The following is a 20075-nucleotide window of genomic DNA, read 5'->3' on the forward strand; positions in this document are numbered from 1 at the left end:
ATGGAATATAAATATGGAGGCTCAATAACGAACCAAAAGACTGTATTAGGACATCCTTCTGGATTGTTCATCCTCTTTTTTACAGAAATGTGGGAACGCTTTTCCTACTATGGCATGCGAGCCCTATTAGTTCTCTTTTTAGTAGCAAATCTTACTGGAGAAAATTCTGGTTGGGGTTGGGAACGCGCTGACGCGACATTACTTTATGGGTGGTATATTGGGTTGGTCTATCTAACTCCTGTGATAGGTGGTTACATAGCAGATAAATTTACTGGATACAGAAAGGCAATTGTTATTGGTGCATTTGTTATGACACTCGGCCACGCAGCTATGGCGTTGGAGCTTTTTGCCGATATTTTTTTCTACATAGGTCTCATCCTTTTGATCTTAGGAAACGGAATGTTCAAGCCCAACATTTCTTCCATTGTGGGTCAATTATACAAGACTCAAGGAAAAGAAAAAGATGCAGGATATACAATTTTTTATATGGGAATCAACGCTGGCGCGTTTTTAGGAATTTTACTTTGCGGCTACATAGGCGAGCAAATCGGTTGGCACTATGGTTTTGGACTTGCTGGTGTTTTTATGTTCTTTGGGATGCTCCAATTTCAATTTGGCCAAAAAATATTTGGTAAAATTGGATTATCTCCTAAAAACGCTGCAGACTATGTTGATGCCGATGCTGATAACCCAGCAGATATGACAGTAAACGCATCTTCAAAAGAACAGCAGAGGCAACAGATGGATACTCAGGATGAAGTTGAACCATCTCAGGAAGTAGTTAAGGATCGTCTTATTGTAATAAGCATTTTTGCATTATTTACCATCTTCTTTTGGTGGGCTTTTGAACAAGCTGGTGGATCCATGACAATTTTCGCCGCAGATTACACAGATAGAGCTCTACAGGGCGATGCTGCTCTTACCTTTAAAATTATCAATACGGTCATCACAATTGTTCCTCTTGCTGTGATTACAATAGTGTTGTTAATGCTTTTCAAACAAACATTTAAAAAATATGCCCTATCTAATTTATTTCTAGGAACGAGTTTTGTCATCATTTGGGGAATAGTAATTTGGATGCTTGTTAGAGAATTTAGATCTGATTCTACCGAGGTTGCTGCCTCATGGTTTTCAGTATTGAATTCACTATTCATAATCATTTTTGCACCTTTATTCTCCAAAATTTGGCAAAGTAAGTTCAATCCTTCAGGTCCCGTTAAATTTGCTTTAGGCTTGATTTTAGTCGGCGTTGGATTTGCTGCACTTGCCTATGGTTCTTTAGATATCCCACAAGGCGCTAAAACGGCCTCAGTAAGTATGATATGGCTAATTCTTGCCTTTCTTTTCCACACTTTAGGAGAGCTTTGCGTGTCGCCTGTAGGATTATCCTACGTAAGTAAGTTAGCTCCTGTGAGGTTAGTAGGATTAATGTTTGGAGTGTGGTTTATCGCTAACTTTTTGGCTGGTATAATCGGCGGTTGGACCGCAGGTTTTATGGATCCTATGCTTGAGGATTACGGTTTAACTAGCTTCTTTCTGATATTTACTTTGATACCAATAGCGGCTGGAATAATTATGCTAGCAATTAGCAAATGGGTCATCAAAATGATGCATGGTATACGATAGGCTACCATAATATAATGATTCTTAAAACGCACCTCTTTGGTGCGTTTTTTGCTTTGGTAGACTGTAAATTTGCAGCATGAAACGATTTCTTTTTATCATATTTCTTTTTTCGGCAGGGATTTGCTCTGCGCAGGTCAATTGGATGACGATGAATGAAGCTTTGGCGGCACAAAAAAAGCAGCCTCGCAAGATCCTGTTCAAGACTTATACAGAGACTTGTCCTAATTGCAAGTGGATGGATAAGCACGCTTTCGCGAAAGCGGAAATAGCATCTTTCATCAATGCCAACTATTATCCCGTGAAATTTGATGCCGAAGGAAAGGAACCGATCACGTACAAGGGCATAAGCTACGGTAACAAGAATTACAAAAAATTCCCTGGCGCGCAACACGAGTTTGCAGAAGCCATGAAGATCTTTGAGTATCCTACACTCATTTTCTTTGATGAAAATGCCGATGTAATCAATCCAGTACCTGGCAAAATGGGACCAAAAAAACTTGAAATCTATATCACCATGCTAGCCGATGATACGTACAAGTCGATCAGAACAGGTAAAGACTGGGCAGATTATCAAGCCAATTTTAATTACCAGTTGCAGGATTAATACTTTAGTAAGTTGACAGCGCCAGCCTCATAAGTATTTATAAATTCCACGTCGCGCTGCTCGCAAGTCACTTTCCACCTTTCCACAAAATTGCGGTAGTTAGACCCGTCTGAAATGATTAACTTAGGATCTAACTTAGTGATCACCTTATCCAGATTTATTTTAGGAGAATTGGAAATCAGTAAAATGGGTTCGCGGCTTTCTGTTTTTGTATAGGCTGTCGATTCATCAATGATGACTAGCGGTATTTCTTGATATTCGATAATCGCTGGCAGAGAATCCACCACGAGCTGCGTCTCCCTAAAAGTCTGGATCTGCTGTAATCGGGATAAGCTGTTCTCGCGCCTTTCTTTATCCATGCTGGGGAAATGAACCAATAATTGCGAATGCTGTGAATTGGAAATCGCCACAGCACTGCCTCGGGACTGATGCAGTACCATAAAGCTATTTTCGGTTTTATAATCAAAGATCGTATCAAGTCCTATCAAACAAATCAGCGCTATGAGCGCGAGATGTAATCCATAATTAGCTCTTTGAATCTTAAAGCGCTCTCGCCTACTGCGACGCAATACTGGTGACAAGAACAAAACAATCGATAGAATTAGAACGTAAATCAGAATCAATTGATCCAGCCTTAAGTAGAGGTCTTTCAAGACAAAACCTTTGAAACTGCTGATATAACTTACAAACGATATAATGCTTTCAAAAATAAAATTGAGCAGTTCACCTAAATAGCTTACCGGACCACCCAATTGTAAAAGCGCGATATAGCTTAATGATAATGCCAGAATAACCGGCAACACAAAAAGCAACACAAGGTTACCAACCAAAAAGGCCAACGGTAACTGATGAAAATAATACACGCTCAACGGTGCGACGCCTATTTGTGCGGCAAGAGTCACGGTAAAGATTTGTACCATCTTATTAGGCAACCAATACTTTATCCTAGGAAAAAGCCTCATGAATAATGGCTGAAGCAAGACAATCGCCAGTACTGCCGTATAACTCAACTGAAAACCTACTTGAAACAACAACCGCGGATCGTACATCAATAAACAAAATGCAGAGATGGTCAAGCTATGGAACACAGACCTATTTCGGTTAATGTTCATCCCGATAGCTACAAAAGAAAACATCGTGACGGCTCTCAAAATAGAAGGTGACATTCCAGTCAAAAAGGCAAAACACCACAGCAAAACAAGAATTACGATGGTTTGAATCCAGATGCCATAAGGCCATCTTTTTAACCACTTAAGACAGAATTGCAGGATCAATAACAATATTCCCACATGCAGACCACTCAAAGCTAGAATATGAATCACTCCAGCATCTCTAAAGTTTTGGGTGATGGTAGGATCGACATTTTGTCGCTGCCCTAACACCAGTGCTTCGACCAAAGAACGTGAGTCGCTGGTTAGGTTTGAATTCTCAAGGTCTTGAAGCAACTTATTGCGATAACGTACATACCATGGCAGCGACGACGCTCTAAAATCTAAGCTTAAGATTCTAGGTTTGTCGACATAGATTTGCCCATAAACATCAATGCCTTCCAAATATTCTTTGTAATTAAAATCACCAGGATTGCGACCATTGCTGGCATCGTTGATATCATCATAAACCAGTAAGGTGTGTCCTGCCTTGAATGCCACGCTATCAGATCTTTTGAAAAGCACCAAGACTTTACCATTTGTAGGCTGGTCATTAATGCGTTGGACCATTGCATAAAATCTGTGGTTATAGGAATTGGAACTTAATTGCTCCAGCAATTGGATTTCAACCATCGCGTCCTCGCCGTTCTTTACAAAGTGCGTGTAATGTTCATCTAATTTGATACTGGATTTAAGCGATAGCATTAAGCCACCTAATCCAGTAAAAAACAAGAGCACAAAACCAGTAAATAGTAATTTGCTAAAACTGGAAAAAGCTTTAATAAAGTAAGCCAGTAAGCAAATCGTGAAACATATAGCACTTGCAAAAGACCAAAAATCAAAAGACAGATGGAAAAAATACTGGAGCAGAATCCCCAGAATAAGGAAGGCTGTAAGCCGGTAAAACGGATAGTCCATCAATTTCATGGACTAATTTAATTAAAATAATCGGCCGCTGCTCAGGTACTTACCTAGCCAGTAAGGTTCATTTAAGGATGAAATGGTCACGCCTTGGGAAACCGTGGCGTGGATAAATCGTATTTCGGCTGGAGTGACTTCAGTCACGAGTGCGACATGATTGATTTTCTTGCGATCTCTACCTGTGGCAAAAAACATGAGGTCGCCTTTTTGGATTTCTTTGATGTCGATAGGCTGTGTCGCCTGGAACAAACTCATGCTGGTGCGTGGCACCTGCTCGCCTGCCTTATCAAAAGAAACGTTGATCAAACCGCTGCAGTCCATCCCTTTATTTGTAGAACCGCCATATCGATAACGCGTTCCTTGATACTCCATGGCATACTGGATGGCGGCATCAATAGTGGTGAGCGATTCTGTGGACTCTGCGATTTCCTCTTCGTTTATTTCTGACTCGATCTCGTCACTAGTCGTCTCCTTTCTTCTTGATCGTGTGGGAACGACATTGGTGTTTTGGGTAGTGCGGTCTTGCGAGCTTAATTCTTGAGCTTCTGCTTTTGTGGTGATTACTTGCGGCTTCTGGCTACCACAGGAAACCAAGGCTGCTGTGAAGACCAAGAGAAACGACATTCTCAAAAATGTTGACGTAGCGGTTGAGTGAGTTCGCTTTCGCGAAAGCGAAATTCTATTTACCATCTTCAATATGAATAGCTTTATAAATAAGACCTGCTGTGGTTTCACTGGCGCCGACGCCACCCAGTTTTTTCTCCAGCTGATAGTAATCGGCAAAAATGCGGTTGCGATGTGTAGGATCCAAGATGTGATCCAATTCCCGATGTAGGTCTGCGGGCTTAAATTCCTTTTGAATCAACTCTGTCACCACGGGTTGATCCATAATGAGGTTCACGAGCGAGATGTAATCCAGCTTGATAATGCGTTTTGCAATCTGGTAGGAAATCATGCTGCCTTTATAGCAAACCACCTGCGGCACCTTGAAAAGCGCTGTCTCCAGAGTTGCGGTTCCAGAGGTAACCAGCGCGGCATGAGAAAGGCTCAACAGGTCGTAAGTCCTGTTCATGATGAGCTTGACGTCATACTTTTTGAGGAAACTGGTATAGAATTGAGCTTCTTGTCCTGGCGCACCAGCGATGACAAATTGATAATCCTCAAATCGATCTACCATACGTAGCATGACGCTCAACATATTCTTGATTTCTTGCTTTCGGCTGCCTGGCAACAAAGCAATAATGGGACGATCGTCCATTCCATGTTCTCTAAGAAACACCTCGTGATCTACCTGTTTTCTCTCATGAATCGCATCGATGAGCGGATGACCTACAAAATGAACAGGAAACTGATGCTTTTGCTCATAAAAGTGCTTTTCAAATGGTAGGATGACATACATCTCATCTACATCACGCTTTATAGCCTTGATGCGGCTTTCCTTCCACGCCCATATCTGTGGCGAGATATAATAATGGTTGCGATAACCCTTCAATCGCGCCCATTTCATGATTCTAAAGTTGAATCCTGGGTAATCGATGTAAATGATCACATCTGGCGCAAATTCTTCAATATCCTTTTTGCACTCATTGATATTACGCAAAATCGTCCTGAGATTTCCCAACACCTCTACAAATCCCATGAAGGCAAGATCCCTGTAATGTCTGACGAGCGTCCCGCCAACTTGTTCCATCAAGTCGCCACCCCAAAATCTAAAACTGGCATCGGGATCGGTTATCTGTAACTCCTTCATAAGGAGTGATCCATGAAGGTCGCCGCTGGCCTCGCCTGCAATGAGATAGTATTTCATGGATTAAAATTCAAAGTATAAAACAACAAATGCGGCAAGTATGGTAGCCATGATAACGCCACGGGCTTCATAAGGTTGCACTGGCTTGCGAAATTTTCCAATTCTTCCCGTAAGGAAAAAGAAGAATAAAAGTACATTCAAAAGAGCGCCCAAACCAATGAGTGAACCCATAAAACCTTGCTCGATTCCTTTTTCAACTACATATTCAAACTGCTTGTCACTAAAAAAATATACATAAAGAAATGTACCTGTAGCGTTTGCTAACAGGCCAAGAATAAATCCTTTAAGAATCTTAATTCCCAAATTCCCAAGTATTTAGTTCCTTGATGTAATGGTGCGCCGTCAGGTCAAATTGAGTAGGTACGATAGAAATATAATTATGTTCCAGTGCCCATTCATCAGTGTCTTCTCCTTTATCATCGTTGACAAATTTACCGGTCAACCAGTAGTAATCCTTACCATAGGGATTGGTTCTTTTGTCAAACTCCTCTTCCCAATAGGCATTAGCCTGTCGGCATATCTTTACGCCTTTTAATTCTTCGGCAGTGGCTTTGGGAATATTGACATTTAGAATGACGCCTTTGGACATTCCGTTTTCCAAAACTTGTTTAATGATGTTCTCGACATAGGGACGAGCTGGTTCAAAATCTGCATCTGCGTCATAATCACAAAGTGAGAATCCTATGGCAGGAATGCCTTCTATTCCAGCTTCCATAGCAGCACTCATGGTACCGCTGTAAATCACATTGATCGCACTATTGCTGCCGTGATTGATGCCACTCACACATAAATCAGGCTTTCTTTCCAAAATTTCATGACTGGCCATCTTGACACAATCGACCGGTGTACCACTGGTCGTATATTCCTTGTGGTCATAATCGTGCATCTTGAACTCCTTAACATAAAGCGTGTCGTTGATCGTGATCGCATGTCCCATGGCGCTTTGCGGCTTGTCTGGAGCGACCACAACCACATCTCCTAACTTGCTTGCAATGTCTACCAGTGTCCTGATTCCCTTTGCGGTAATACCATCATCATTGGTTACCAGTATCAATGGTCTCTTTTTATCTTTCATAGCTTCTTTAAGGTGGTTAAAATTAAGTAAATTAGCCGTCATCTGTCCGTTTTGCTACCTACTTTCAACAATTGCAGTGTGGCACGATTTTTACATCTGAAGAAAGAGAAAATGAACAAACTTATGAGTTTCCTAAAAAATAATATTGCTATAGGTATTATCACGCTTATGGTAGCTACTGCAAGCTGCAGTTTTATAAATAATGAAATTGATCCAGGAGATAAGGAAAAAGAGGAACTTCTTATAGAATTGATCAATCACGTGTTGCGCCGCAACCACTATCAGCCCGCAGATCTCACCGATCAATTCTCGCAGGATGTCTTCAAAAATTTTGTTTACGAACTCGATCCGGCAAAACGTTACTTCCTAGCTAGCGATTATGAGGACTTCAAGACATTTGAATTTTTAATAGACGACCAGATACGCGATGGACGTGTGGACTTGTTCAACATTGTTTATGAACGTTTACTTAAAAGAGAAAAAGAATCTGAACAAATATTCAAAGAAGTCATTGACAAACCATTTGACTTTACCGTGGAAGAAAGCATCGATGCCGATTTTGAGAAAATGCCTTATGCGAAGAACCGCAAGGAACTCAAAGATCACTGGAGGAAACTGTTAAAGCGTTCTACGATTGTGATTTTCAACGACAAGATTGAAACCCAAGAAGAAAAAATCAAAAATGGCGAGTTGTCACTAGACAAAAAGAAATCCCTAGCCGAATTAGAAAAGGAGGCTCGCATGGAAGTCAAAAAATCCATGGAAGAAAATTTTGATTTGAATGATGATGTGGAGCGATTGGATTATTTCTCTTTGTTCTTGAACAACATTACGACTCACTTTGATCCACATACCAATTATTTTGCACCGCAATCCAAGGATAGATTTGACACATCCATCAGCGGTACTTTAGAAGGAATTGGTGCCAGACTTCAAAAGAAGATGGATAACATTGAAATTTTGGAAATCATTTCTGGTGGACCGGCATGGACGAGTGGTAAACTAGAAAAAGGTGATCAAATCCTAAGAGTAGCTCAAGAAAAAGATACGGTTGCCACAAGTATTGTAGGAATGCGCATTAGTGATGCTGTTGACTTGATCAAAGGACCTAAAGGAACTAAAGTTACTCTTACCCTGAAAAAAGTTGACGGTAGCATCAAGGATGTGACTCTAGTAAGAGACGTGGTTCTTATTGAAGAAACATTTGCAAAAACTGCCTTGATACAGGATGACTCGATCAACTATGGTATCATCAACTTGCCTAAATTCTATTTCAGTACAGAAAATAGTGAGGCCAGAGCCTCAGGTGACGATGTCGCAAAAGAAATTGTCAAGCTCAAGCAAGAAGGCATGGAAGGACTCATCATTGATTTGAGAAATAACGGTGGTGGATCTTTGAGAGAAGTAATAGAGATGGCTGGACTTTTCATTCCAGATGGTCCAGTAGTCCAAGTTGGCTTAAAAAATAACCGCACTCAAACTTTAAATGACGATGACAATGGTGCTGTATTATGGAATGGTCCATTAGTGATTCTAGTCAACGAATTAAGCGCTAGCGCTTCAGAAATTTTAGCAGCGGCATTACAGGATTACGACCGCGCCATTGTGATAGGTAGCAAGCAAACCTTTGGTAAAGGAACTGTTCAAAATTTTGATGATTTGAATCGTTACGTACAAACTTCAGAATTTGGTGATCTAGGTGCCTTAAAGTTGACTACCCAAAAGTTCTATAGAATCAATGGTGGTAGTACGCAGTTAGAAGGTGTCAAAAGTGATGTAGTAGCTCCAGATCGTTACAGCTACATAGAAATAGGCGAACGTGATGAGGATTATCCATTGCCTTATGATGAGATTGCGCCAGCGCAATACAAAAAGTTCAAGGGTTACCTCAATCTTGCAGAAAGCATCGCGGCTTCCCAAAAACGAATTGACAACAATGAATACTTTCAATTGATTGATAAAAACGCAAAATGGTTGGCAGACCAACGTGATGAAAATGAAATTCCATTGAGCATCAAATCCTATCAAGAGCGTTTGAAAAAATTGGAAGATGAAACTGATCAATTCAACAAACTGGATGAGTATAAAAATTCGCTAACGGTCAATTCCCTAAAGGATGAAAAACTATTGATCGAGAAAGACTCTAGCCTTGCAGACAAACGTAAGAGATGGCACGAGACTATCAATCAGGATATGTACATTGAAGAAGCCGTAAATGTCTTGAAAGACTTAAAGACCAATACCATCAAGGACAACGGCATGACCATCAAAAATTAATAATGGCGGTAAGCAATTCAGTAGCATTTAAAACGCTCCAGAAACTAAGAAGTAGTTTCTGGGGCGTTTTGAGTTTATCCATTATTTTGGCGTTCATTGCGATAGCATTGTTTGCATACGTTATCGCGCCAGATAGCAGCAGGTATGCTAACCAGATGCACATTTCCATCCACTCGCAGCCACCTGGTTTTACCGCAGACTTTATACAATTACCAGCACAAAACCAGTCCACTTCCCTAACAGACTTCTGGAATGGCCATGACGCCAGCACCACTGAAATACCATACGAGGCCCTGGAAAGAAAACCAGATGGAATTTATTATCGACCCTATGATGTGGATGGGCAGCAACAACCTTTTCAAAAGCTGGAATCTCCAGTTGCAAAAGAGATGTCGTTATCTCGCTTTCGCGAAAGCTACACTACCCAAAAAACTTTTATACTAGGAACAGATAAATACGGTAGAGACCTGCTTAGCCGCATGATTATTGGCGCACGAGTAAGCATCAGTATTGGGTTTGTGGCTGTGCTTATTTCCTTATTGATCGGAATCCCGTTGGGAGCGATTGCTGGATTTTACGGTGGTAAAGTAGACGCCGCCATCATGTGGGTCATCAATGTCACTTGGTCCATTCCAACGCTATTGATGGTTATTGCTATTAGTATTGCGCTGGGCAAAGGATTTCTTACCGTATTTATTGCCGTAGGCTTGACCATGTGGGTAGAAATCGCTCGTGTGGTGCGAGGACAAATGATTGTTGCCAAAGAATATCAATACGTCACTGCGGCAAGAGCGTTGGGATTTAACGATCTGCGCATCATTACCAGGCATATCCTGCCTAATATCTTAGCGCCGGTGATTGTCATTAGTGCAGCAAATTTTGCTGCCGCCATCTTGATAGAAGCTGGACTTAGCTTTTTGGGATTGGGCGCACAGCCACCTATACCTTCTTGGGGCAGCATGATCAAAGACCACTATCAATACATCATACTCGACAAAGCCTATCTTGCAATTGTTCCAGGCGTTGCCATTATGGTTTTGGTCATGGCGTTTATGTTATTGGGCAATTCCCTAAGAGATGCACTGGACGTGAAATCTACCTCATGAAGAAAGTCGTTTATACCATAATTGCCATTGGGATTTTGGTCGCCTTGTTTTTTGTACAACGCTATCAGAACACGAGCATTTCCAATGAGAATATCGAGAATGCTTCACAAAACAATACAGATTTATCTCACGCCGATTTCCTTCCTGTTTCCAACAACCAGATCGTACACCATAAGTCTTATAGTTTGTCCTATAATGAGCAACACGAACAAGCCGAATGGACCGTTCATATTCTAAGACCCAGCGATATCAAAGCAGTTGACTATGAAAGACCCTATTTTGAGATAGATGATATGGTCAGCACTGGTGCGGCAAGCTGGCGCAATTACAAAAATAGCGGTTATGATCGCGGCCATTTAGTCCCTGCGGGCGACAGGCGTGGATCCTATGAAGATTATGAGGAAACGTTTCTCACCAGCAATATAAGCCCACAACGTCATGATTTCAATTCGGGAATATGGAATAGGTTGGAGCAAAAAGTGAGGTATTATGCCCAACGCAATAATGCTATTTATGTGGTCACTGGATCCATTTTGGAGGATGGCCTGCAAAGTATAGGATCAGAAAATGTGAGCGTGCCCAACCAATTTTACAAGATCATTTACAAGCAACATAATGGCAAACCATCCATGCTGGCTTTCTTAATGCCGCATCAGGAAGCGTCACAATCCATATATGATTTTGTGGTGCCCGTAGATTCCATTGAGCAAATCACGGGAACCGATTTCTTTGCACAATTACCTGATGCTATAGAAAATGAGCTGGAGAAAAGCACAGACCGATCGGGTTGGTAGTTCTAATGCTGGTAACTCATCCTATGAGCATCCAACTTCACAAAAATGAACAGTAGCAAAGTAAAACCCCACAAGCTACTACCACCATAGCTTAGAAACGGTAGCGGTATACCTACGGTAGGTAAAAGTCCCAGCACCATACCTACATTTACAAAAAAGTGCAGGAAAAAGATTCCTGCGGCGCTGTAGCCATAAATTCTGGCAAACTGGTTGCGCTGGCGCTCTGCCATGATGATCAATCGGTAGATGAGTAGCATGAAAAGGATAACCACCAGACCTGCACCCAGCAATCCAAATTCCTCACCTATCGCAGAAAAGATAAAGTCGGTATGTTGCTCTGGAACAAACTGCCCTTGCGTTTGCGTTCCCTTAAGCAATCCCTTACCAGTAATGCCGCCGCTGCCTATCGCGATCTCGCTTTGAATAATATTATACTGAATTCCTTGACTGTCCTCAACCCTACCCAGCACGATATCGATACGGTTACGGTGCCGTTCACTAAAGACATTTTCATAAATAGGGCCTACGGCAAATGCAAGGCCTATACAGGCAATCATGGCTAGTAGGTAAAGCGATATTTTAGGTTTTTTGGAAAGCCTTTTTTTATATCGCTTTCGCGAAAGCGAAAAAAGTACCGCCACCACCACGACACTAGCTCCAACGATCCACCATGGACCTACTAATATAGTACCCAAGAAAACAGTGAGCCCGATAAGTCCCAACATGAGGAACCAGACCGATAAGCCCTCGCGATTTAGCGCAAAGAAAAAGGCAACGTAAATAAGTGCACTTCCAGGATCTGGTTGTGGCACAATTAAAATGGCTGGTAGCAGCACGATAAGCGCAACGATCAAAAAGTGCTTTACCTCTTTTACAGAAACATCCAGCTGACTCAAATATTTTGCCAGTGCCAGTGCCGTGGCAAACTTTGCAAACTCACTGGGCTGTAACCGCAACCCACCAAAGCCGTACCATGATCGCGCTCCAGAAATCTCTACTCCAAAAACAAACAAGCCCATAAGCGAAATCAAAGAGATGACGTAAATCACTCCTGCAAAACGTTCAAAGAACTTGACCTCAATGGCAAAAATGACAACGATCATGATGATCGCCAGTATGATACGTAAGAATTGCTTGCCGTAAACTTCGTTGATGTCAAAGATTGAACCGTGACTTTCTACGGGTGCCGCGCTATAGATACTTACCCAACCTATGAGCACTAATGCCAGATAGATCAGGATAATACTGACGTCAAACTTGGGCTTGTCACCTATGGCACTGTCTAACACTAAAATAAAATTTGGGAAGGATCTTGAATGGTAACCTTGGGACCGTCAATAGGTACTGGTGGCCCATTGATCTGGAAAGGTTTACCACTATATGGTTTTTCATATTCCTGCTCCAGCGTATGATTGAGCACCCAACTTTCTAGGTCTGTTCTAGTGATCTCGCCTTTTAGGTGTTTCTCAATCATCAAGCTGGCAATTTTTGCAGCATATCTAGAACCCCAATATCCATTTTCAATAAATACCGCAATAGCGATTTGCGGATCATCTTTAGGAGCAAAAGCGATGAATACACTGTGGTCTGTCAACTGTGTGGTGACACCGTCGATTTTGGCAAAATTTTCTGCCGTTCCTGTTTTCCCGCAAATCTCAATTCCTGGAATTTGAACGGTAGAAGCCGTTCCTGTTTTGTACACTTGGTTCATCCCTTCAATGACCGGTTCAAAATGCTCTGCATCTATGGTAGTGTATCTTTTTGAAGTGTATTTAGGATCTGAAATATCCTTTCCATCCTTCTTTTTAACGATGTGAGGTGTATAAAAATAACCACGGTTAGCGATTGCTGCGGTCATATTTGCGAGCTGTATAGGCGTCGCTAATACCTCGCCTTGTCCTATACTATTGGATATGGTCGTGGTAGCGTACCAATTACCATCTGGATACCACTTATCGTAATACTCACTATCAGGTACATTACCTCTTCTACCAGCTGGTAAATCGTAACCCAAAAAATTACCCAAACCAAAGGATTTTACATGGTCACTCCAGGCGTCCATACCTTCATGGCTGTTTTTATGTCCTTCTATAATCCTGCGATATACTTGAGCAAAATAGGCGTTGCAGGACTCGGCGATGCCTCGCTCCATGGACAATGGACTGCTATGGCTGTGACAGCCTAGTTTTTTTCTACCACCATAGGCATAACCATGGGCACAGTAAAATCGATCCGTAGGTTTTACGGCATTTTCTTGGAGCCCAATAAGGGCATTCAAAACCTTGAATGGAGATCCAGGCGCATATTGAGCTTGGAGACCACGATCATACGTTGGTCTGGTGATCGTATCTCTTATAAGAGCATTGATGTTTTTAGAACGGTCGCGACCCATGGTAATACTTGGGTCGTAAAATGGTGCTGAGATGAGGCTTAGAATCTCACCAGTTTTAGGTTCAATCGCCACAATACCACCGCGCTTATTTTGCATTAATTGCTGGCCGTACTCCTGCAACTTACTATCTAATGTGATCGTAAGGTTGACACCAGCCTGCGGTATGGTATCGTACAATCCGTTTTCATATGAGCTAATAGGTCTACCAAAGTTGTCCCTCAAGTATCTTTTTACTCCTTTTTTGCCTCTTAATTCCTTTTCATATTGAGCCTCGATACCGCTTTTACCCTTCAAGTCACCCATTTCATAGGAATCATCCCTATCGATCTCAGTTTGATTTACCTCACGTATATAACCTAAAACATTGGCGCTATGATCTACCAAATATTTTCTAAGGGATCGACGTTGCGTATAGAAACCTGGGAATTTGCGGAGCTTTTCCTGTAATGGAGCGTACTCCATTTGGGTAAGCTGTGGCATGATGACACTAGGTTTGCGCCAGGACCAATTCTTTGCCTTTTCAATTTGCTTGATCAAATCTGGTTTTTCCATTTGGAGAAGATTACACAACTCCAAGGTGTCAAAAACTTTGACCTCACGAGGCACTACCATAACATCATAAGCGGTCTGGTTAGCGACCATTAATTTCCCGTTTCGATCATATATGAAACCACGTTCTGGATAATCAAATACGGTTTTTACAGCATTAAGTTCAGATTTGAGCTTCAGTTCTTCACTAAAAACCTGCAGGTAAATCAATCTTGCTAAGAAGATGACTCCTGTGAGTGTAACAAAAAAGAGAAGCAATAATTTTTTCATATGTATTAAGAACGCTTGGGTTTAATAATAAGTAGCAATACCATTCCTAAAATTACTGATGCGGTCCCAACAGCAAACGTCATTTTAAGCCATTCCCATATTTGTGAAGCGTTAAAAATTACCAAGCCGTAAAAGACTAAGTGGTGCAGAAAAATACCAATAACAAGGAACAGAAAAATTCTATCCAGACTTGTCGTCAATACCTTGATGTTTTTCATCAAATAACTTTCTCCATACACCAATTTCAATAAGTAGGGTCTAAAAAAAGTCAAGGTGACACAAGCAGCGGCATGAGCGCCACCTGTATCCTGAAATGTATCCATAATCAAGCCGTACCCAAAAGAGATCAATAAAAATGCCAAGCGGTTATTTTCAAAGGGATAAAGGAAAATAAATAGCACGTAAATCATGGGATTGATGAATCCCAAGAAATTAATTTGATCCATGACAAAGATCTGCACGAATAGCAGCCCTATAAAACGAAACGCTATCTTAAGAAAATCATTCATTAGTCAATGTATCTATTACCTTGAGCGCCTCAGTGTCTCGATTTTTGATGACATAGACATGACCTAAATCTGTCATGTCATTGAATAACCTCACATCAATTCTATATCTGGATCCGTTGTCAATAAGCTCTGCATCTTCAATAACTCCTATTTCTATATCTGGTGGGAACGTTGTGGATTGTTGTCCAGTAATAATGGTATCACCTTTAGAAACTGTTGCCAGTCTTGGGACGTCAATCAAGCTCATCTTATAAGGATCTGATCCATCCCAAACTAACGAACCTATCGTAGCCGTATTTTTAATTTGGGCGTTGAGTGATATCTCAGAATTTAAAACCGAAATAACTCGTGAGAATTCATCGCTTGTAACATCAACGATACCTACGATTCCATTGCTGGTGATCACACCCATATCGGGCTGGATATTTTCACTGGAACCTATATCCAGCGTTATAAAGTTATCCAACTTATCGTAGCTATTCTTGACCACTCTAGCAGGCATCACTTTATAAGGAAGACCGTCCGAAAACATTAAGGTCGCCTCATCTCCTAAAAGAGTATCACCTACGGCCAGTAATCTCATGCGCAGTCTAGCATTCTCCTCGCTTAAATAGGTGTTTTGTCTGTTCAGATCAAAATAGGAATAGACATCATTTCTCACTTGGAGAATATTTCCCGTCACGTTACCTGTGGAGTGAATAAAAGAATTGCGATGATATTCATGCGACTGGATGGTAAACACCAATCCTACAGTAAACAAGAATAGATACAACAGCAAGTTTCTGTACTTGATCAGAAAATTGATGATATGTTGCATTGTGGATTACTTGTTAGCTAATACGCTTTTGTATTTATCCAGGTTTTTGAGCGTTAGTCCAGTACCTCTTACTACCGCTCGCAATGGATCCTCTGCAATATACACTGGCAGGTCTGTCTTTTGCGACAGTCGTTTATCAAGACCTCTCAACATGGATCCACCACCGGCAAGATAAATACCCGTATTGTAGATATCGGCTGCGAGTTCTGGTGGCGTTTGGGACAAGGTCTCCATAACGGCATCCTCAACACGCAGGATGGATTTATCAAGCGCCTTGGCGATCTCGCGATAACCTATCTTTACTTCTTTAGGTTTACCGGTAAGTAAGTCACGTCCTTGAACGTTCATCTCTTCTGGTGGCACTTCAAGGTCTTCAGTCGCTGCTCCTATTTGGATTTTAATTTTCTCTGCAGTGCGCTCACCTACATATAAATTGTGCTGGGTGCGCATGTAGTAAACAATATCATTGGTGAATACATCACCTGCAATCTTGACCGATTTATCACAAACGATACCTCCTAAGGCAATTACAGCGATTTCTGTCGTTCCACCACCTATGTCCACGATCATGTTCCCTTTAGGCTGCATGATATCAATACCAATACCGATAGCAGCTGCCATAGGCTCGTGTATCAAATACACTTCTTTACCATTCACACGCTCTGCACTATCCTTAACTGCACGCATTTCAACCTCAGTAATTCCTGAAGGTATACAGATCACCATTCTCAAGGATGGTGTAAAGAGTTTTTTCTTAAGAGCAGGAATTTCCTTGATAAACATGGAAATCATCTTTTCACTGGCATCAAAATCTGCAATAACGCCATCCTTCAATGGGCGAATGGTTTTGATATTTTCATGCGTTTTTCCCTGCATCATCGCAGCTTCCTTACCTACAGCAATGATCTTGCCTGTAGTTCGATCACGAGCGACAATGGATGGACTGTCCACGACAACTTTACCGTTGTGGACAATGAGTGTATTTGCCGTACCTAAATCGATGGCAATATCTTCAGTAAGAAAATCAAAAAATCCCATAAAAATCAGTGGAAAAACATTAGTTATTAGGGTCTTGCAAAACTAAAACAATTCTAGTGTTTAAAGTGTCTTGTACCCGTAAAAACCATGGCAATTTGATTTTTATTGCAATAATCGATGGAAAGTTGATCCTTAATCGAGCCACCAGGTTGGATGACCGCCTTGATTCCCGCGTTATCAGCGATTTCTACACAATCTGGGAAAGGAAAAAACGCATCGCTCGCCATGACCGCACCATCCAGATCAAATTTGAAGGATTGTGCCTTGTGAATAGCTTGGTTCAAGGCGTCAACACGTGAGGTTTGCCCAGTACCACTGGCGCAAAGTTGTTTTCCCTTGGCAAGCACGATGGTATTCGACTTGGTATGCTTGCAAATTTTAGAAGCAAAAAGAAGATCTTCAATCTCGCTATCTGTGGCAGTTCGCTCTGTGGCGTTCTTCAAATCCTGCTTTTCATCGGTTTTGAGGTTAGGATCTTGGACGAGGTAACCATTCAATGAAGCTCGCACTTCCAGCTTGTTGGTATCTCGCTTTCGCGAAAGCGCACCTTCTCCAAGTTCCAGCATGATCCTATTCTTTTTACCCATCAAAATATCCAGTGCATTAGGGTCAAAAGATGGCGCGATCACTACCTCGCAGAAGAGTTCGTGAATTTTCTCTGCTGTCGGGACATCAATTTCTGTATTGGATATCAAAATCCCTCCAAAGGCAGAAACTGGGTCACCTTCCAAAGCATCTACATAAGCCTGGTGGATCGTGTCGCGCTGCGCTACTCCACAGGCATTGTTATGTTTGAAAATGGCAAACGTAGGTTGATCATCCACAAACTCGCTCATCAGATTGACAGCGGCATCGACGTCCAGTAAGTTATTATAAGACAATTCTTTACCATGAAGCTTAGTAAACATCTCATCAAAATTCCCATAGAACCAACCACGCTGGTGTGGATTCTCGCCATAGCGCAACGGCATCACATGCGGCTCGCTTACCTTAAGGGCCTTTTCTGCATCATCGCCAGCGAAATAACTATAGATCGCACTGTCATAATGCGAGGAAATATTAAATGCCGTGGTTGCAAATTTCTTGCGTTGCTCAAGGCTTGTTTCACCGTTTCCAGCTTCTAGAACTTCCAGCAACTCTTCATAGTCGTTCATAGTAGCCACACAAACGGTGTCTTTGTAGTTTTTGGCAGCGGCACGTATCAATGAGATACCACCTATATCAATTTTCTCAATAATATCCTGCTCACTCGCGCCACTCGCTACCGTATCTTCAAACGGATAAAGATCCACGATTACGATATCGATTTGCGGTATATCGTAGTCCTCAATTTGGGATTGATCGCCATCATGGTCACGCCTATTCAAAATTCCACCAAAAACTTTAGGGTGCAAAGTCTTCACGCGACCACCTAAAATTGATGGATAGCTCGTAACATCCTCGACTGGAGTCACAGGAACATTTAATTCCTTGATGAACTTTTCAGTACCACCAGTAGAATAAATAGTGATTCCCAATTCATTCATTTTCTGGACGACTGGAGCGAGTCCGTCTTTATGAAAAACAGATATTAAGGCACTTTTTGCTTTGATTTGGCTCATGATTTTAGGCTAGCGTGTTAATGAAGCATACAAAAATAAAGCAATGACATTCTATAAAAGTCAAACTAGCGAATAAGCTTACATCTGTTTTGAACCGTTGGTTAACATTTATGCGATCCAGCTTGTATTGATCATCGATTTTTTCAAGACTTTTGTAACATATTACCAGTCACCTTGTCTAATCAACCGTAACCTGAATTAAACCGCGCGCATGCTCATCTATCTTAGAGTTCTTAAAGAGAGTTTCTTTTTTGCACTCAATGCATTGCGCACCAACCTATTGCGAACCTTTTTATCATTGCTAGGCGTGACCATAGGGATCTTTGCGATCATAGGTGTACTGGCAGCGATCGATTCCCTAGAGAATGAGATTCAGGATGGTTTGAGCTCACTGGACATTTCAACAATTTATGTGTTGCGAATATCCTTTGGCCCTACAGAGTTAGAGCCTTACCAATACCAAAAGTTCCCCAATGTTTCTTACGAGGAATACCTCATGCTCAAACGCAGCGTACCAGATCTAGCCGCCATAAGCTATACCTTCTTTACTTCTCCAGAAAACGTCAAGTTTGAAGATAATACCGTGACTGGCGTCAATATTCAACCGCATACAGCAGATTTCTATGATCTGGAAAGTCTTAAACTGGTGGACGGTCGCTTTTTTAATGAATCAGAAGACTTGAGCGGTTCTCCAGTCGTCGTTTTAGGTTATGAAATAGCCCAAAATCTATTTGATAACCAAAATCCCATCGGGAAGCGCGTTAGGCTTTACGGTAATAAGTTTACCGTTATAGGTGTACTGGAAAAAGAAGGAGCATCTGGTGTGAGCATGGGACCAGGAAAAGACGAATCTGCCTACATTCCCGTGAACTTCATACGTCGTATCTACAGCGATAAAAACCAAAACACGACCACCGCCATGATCATGAAGCCCAAACCAGGAACTGATCTTGATGAGTTCATGGCAACGGTAGAGCAACGTTTGCGTACTGCTAGAGGATTGAAAAGTGAAGACATCAACACCTTCTTTATCAATCCATTAAAGGGTTTTGCAGATTTTATTGATCAAGTCACTGGAGTCATGACCTTGATAGGTGTCATCATTTCTGGATTCTCGATGCTGGTAGGCGGATTTGGGATTGCCAACATCATGTTTGTGAGCGTCAAGGAACGTACTAACCTCATAGGAATTCAAAAATCCCTAGGTGCCAAAAGTCGCTTTATACTTTCACAATTTCTATTTGAATCTGTCATTCTTGCCGTTTTCGGTGGATTGTTTGGACTTTTATTTGTCTGGCTGGGTACTATTGTAGCAAACTCCATGTCCGAAAATTTTAAGTTTATTCTTTCTGCCTACAATGTTATTCTAGGTACTAGCATATCTGCTGGAGTCGGTTTGCTGGCTGGTATCATTCCTGCAATATTAGCATCGCGCATGGATCCTGTAGAGGCTATCCGCACAGGAATGTAAGAAACGGAATCGCGCTCAACTGCATCCATTCTTTCCTCCTAACTACTATATTTGCAGCAAACCCAACTCT

Annotated in this window: 17 protein-coding genes; 6 read left to right on the forward strand and 11 right to left on the reverse strand. The window is 41.6% G+C overall.

The features are described 5' to 3' along the window. Both BST86_RS09505 and BST86_RS09510 read left to right on the forward strand, forming a co-directional pair. Window positions 1-1626: a peptide MFS transporter gene (locus tag BST86_RS09505; RefSeq protein ID WP_105983047.1), complete on the forward strand. Its 1626-nt coding sequence runs from the start codon at window positions 1-3 to the stop codon at window positions 1624-1626. Between the two features lie 76 nt (window positions 1627-1702). Then, window positions 1703-2230, forward strand: a complete 528-nt coding sequence (locus BST86_RS09510; protein WP_105983048.1) for a thioredoxin family protein — start codon at window positions 1703-1705, stop codon at window positions 2228-2230. On the opposite strand, the gene BST86_RS09515 is transcribed toward BST86_RS09510, so the two are convergent. From BST86_RS09515 to surE, 5 genes are read right to left on the reverse strand one after another with little or no spacing between them, the layout of a single operon-like run. Further along, window positions 2227-4305 (reverse strand): ComEC/Rec2 family competence protein, encoded by a 2079-nt coding sequence (locus tag BST86_RS09515; protein ID WP_105983049.1) that lies wholly within the window; start codon window positions 4303-4305, stop codon window positions 2227-2229. The genes BST86_RS09510 and BST86_RS09515 overlap by 4 nt on opposite strands. A 12-nt stretch (window positions 4306-4317) precedes the next feature. After that, complete coding sequence (locus BST86_RS09520) at window positions 4318-4923, reverse strand: C40 family peptidase (protein ID WP_172443342.1); 606 nt, start codon at window positions 4921-4923, stop codon at window positions 4318-4320. Between the two features lie 55 nt (window positions 4924-4978). Further along, a complete protein-coding gene (gene lpxB / locus BST86_RS09525; RefSeq protein WP_105983051.1) occupies window positions 4979-6106 on the reverse strand; it encodes a lipid-A-disaccharide synthase in 1128 nt (375 codons plus the stop codon). 3 nt (window positions 6107-6109) lie between these two features. Next, complete coding sequence (locus tag BST86_RS09530) at window positions 6110-6409, reverse strand: hypothetical protein (RefSeq protein ID WP_105983052.1); 300 nt, start codon at window positions 6407-6409, stop codon at window positions 6110-6112. Further along, window positions 6399-7181 (reverse strand): 5'/3'-nucleotidase SurE, encoded by a 783-nt coding sequence (surE, locus tag BST86_RS09535; protein WP_105983053.1) that lies wholly within the window; start codon window positions 7179-7181, stop codon window positions 6399-6401. The genes BST86_RS09530 and surE overlap by 11 nt, the downstream gene beginning before the upstream one ends. Before the next feature lie 123 nt (window positions 7182-7304). Between surE and BST86_RS09540 the strand changes: the two genes are divergently transcribed. Genes BST86_RS09540 through BST86_RS09550 form a run of 3 tightly spaced genes read left to right on the forward strand, consistent with a single transcriptional unit; the run spans window position 7305 to window position 11358 of the window. After that, on the forward strand, window positions 7305-9458 hold the full coding sequence (locus tag BST86_RS09540) for a carboxy terminal-processing peptidase (RefSeq protein ID WP_105983992.1): 2154 nt from the start codon (window positions 7305-7307) through the stop codon (window positions 9456-9458). Window positions 9459-9460: 2 nt separating this feature from the next. After that, window positions 9461-10564, forward strand: a complete 1104-nt coding sequence (locus tag BST86_RS09545; RefSeq protein WP_394340886.1) for an ABC transporter permease — start codon at window positions 9461-9463, stop codon at window positions 10562-10564. After that, complete coding sequence (locus tag BST86_RS09550) at window positions 10561-11358, forward strand: DNA/RNA non-specific endonuclease (RefSeq protein WP_105983055.1); 798 nt, start codon at window positions 10561-10563, stop codon at window positions 11356-11358. The genes BST86_RS09545 and BST86_RS09550 overlap by 4 nt, the downstream gene beginning before the upstream one ends. A 2-nt stretch (window positions 11359-11360) precedes the next feature. Here BST86_RS09550 and rodA read toward each other — a convergent pair whose 3' ends face one another. Genes rodA through purH form a run of 6 tightly spaced genes read right to left on the reverse strand, consistent with a single transcriptional unit; the run spans window position 11361 to window position 18534 of the window. After that, on the reverse strand, window positions 11361-12647 hold the full coding sequence (gene rodA / locus BST86_RS09555) for a rod shape-determining protein RodA (protein WP_242446505.1): 1287 nt from the start codon (window positions 12645-12647) through the stop codon (window positions 11361-11363). Continuing rightward, a complete protein-coding gene (gene mrdA, locus BST86_RS09560) occupies window positions 12647-14569 on the reverse strand; it encodes a penicillin-binding protein 2 (RefSeq protein WP_105983056.1) in 1923 nt (640 codons plus the stop codon). Before mrdA ends, rodA begins: the two co-directional genes overlap by 1 nt. Before the next feature lie 5 nt (window positions 14570-14574). After that, a complete protein-coding gene (locus BST86_RS09565; protein WP_242446506.1) occupies window positions 14575-15015 on the reverse strand; it encodes a hypothetical protein in 441 nt (146 codons plus the stop codon). Between the two features lie 55 nt (window positions 15016-15070). Continuing rightward, window positions 15071-15895: a rod shape-determining protein MreC gene (mreC, locus tag BST86_RS09570; protein ID WP_105983057.1), complete on the reverse strand. Its 825-nt coding sequence runs from the start codon at window positions 15893-15895 to the stop codon at window positions 15071-15073. Between the two features lie 6 nt (window positions 15896-15901). Further along, entirely contained in the window at window positions 15902-16933 is a 1032-nt protein-coding gene (locus tag BST86_RS09575; protein ID WP_055411006.1) for a rod shape-determining protein, read from the reverse strand. Window positions 16934-16986: 53 nt separating this feature from the next. Continuing rightward, window positions 16987-18534, reverse strand: coding sequence for a bifunctional phosphoribosylaminoimidazolecarboxamide formyltransferase/IMP cyclohydrolase (gene purH / locus BST86_RS09580; protein WP_105983058.1), 1548 nt, complete (start codon window positions 18532-18534; stop codon window positions 16987-16989). Between the two features lie 211 nt (window positions 18535-18745). Here purH and BST86_RS09585 point away from each other — a divergent pair, with 211 nt between their 5' ends. After that, window positions 18746-20005 carry an ABC transporter permease gene (locus tag BST86_RS09585; protein ID WP_105983059.1) on the forward strand — a complete coding sequence of 420 codons (1260 nt, stop codon included), beginning with the start codon at window positions 18746-18748 and terminating at the stop codon, window positions 20003-20005. Window positions 20006-20075: the final 70 nt, after the last annotated feature.

It is taken from the genome of Nonlabens agnitus (genome assembly GCF_002994045.1).
Lineage (GTDB): Bacteria > Bacteroidota > Bacteroidia > Flavobacteriales > Flavobacteriaceae > Nonlabens > Nonlabens agnitus.

Coding starts and splice junctions, on each gene's coding strand:
- BST86_RS09505 (WP_105983047.1), top strand. CDS start 1: ATGGAATATAAATATGGAGGCTCAATAACGAACCAAAAGACTGTATTA.
- BST86_RS09510 (WP_105983048.1), top strand. CDS start 1,703: ATGAAACGATTTCTTTTTATCATATTTCTTTTTTCGGCAGGGATTTGC.
- BST86_RS09515 (WP_105983049.1), bottom strand. CDS start 4,305: ATGAAATTGATGGACTATCCGTTTTACCGGCTTACAGCCTTCCTTATT.
- BST86_RS09520 (WP_172443342.1), bottom strand. CDS start 4,923: ATGTCGTTTCTCTTGGTCTTCACAGCAGCCTTGGTTTCCTGTGGTAGC.
- lpxB (WP_105983051.1), bottom strand. CDS start 6,106: ATGAAATACTATCTCATTGCAGGCGAGGCCAGCGGCGACCTTCATGGA.
- surE (WP_105983053.1), bottom strand. CDS start 7,181: ATGAAAGATAAAAAGAGACCATTGATACTGGTAACCAATGATGATGGT.
- BST86_RS09540 (WP_105983992.1), top strand. CDS start 7,305: ATGAGTTTCCTAAAAAATAATATTGCTATAGGTATTATCACGCTTATG.
- BST86_RS09545 (WP_394340886.1), top strand. CDS start 9,461: ATGGCGGTAAGCAATTCAGTAGCATTTAAAACGCTCCAGAAACTAAGA.
- BST86_RS09550 (WP_105983055.1), top strand. CDS start 10,561: ATGAAGAAAGTCGTTTATACCATAATTGCCATTGGGATTTTGGTCGCC.
- mrdA (WP_105983056.1), bottom strand. CDS start 14,569: ATGAAAAAATTATTGCTTCTCTTTTTTGTTACACTCACAGGAGTCATC.
- BST86_RS09565 (WP_242446506.1), bottom strand. CDS start 15,015: ATGGATCAAATTAATTTCTTGGGATTCATCAATCCCATGATTTACGTG.
- mreC (WP_105983057.1), bottom strand. CDS start 15,895: ATGCAACATATCATCAATTTTCTGATCAAGTACAGAAACTTGCTGTTG.
- BST86_RS09575 (WP_055411006.1), bottom strand. CDS start 16,933: ATGGGATTTTTTGATTTTCTTACTGAAGATATTGCCATCGATTTAGGT.
- purH (WP_105983058.1), bottom strand. CDS start 18,534: ATGAGCCAAATCAAAGCAAAAAGTGCCTTAATATCTGTTTTTCATAAA.
- BST86_RS09585 (WP_105983059.1), top strand. CDS start 18,746: ATGCTCATCTATCTTAGAGTTCTTAAAGAGAGTTTCTTTTTTGCACTC.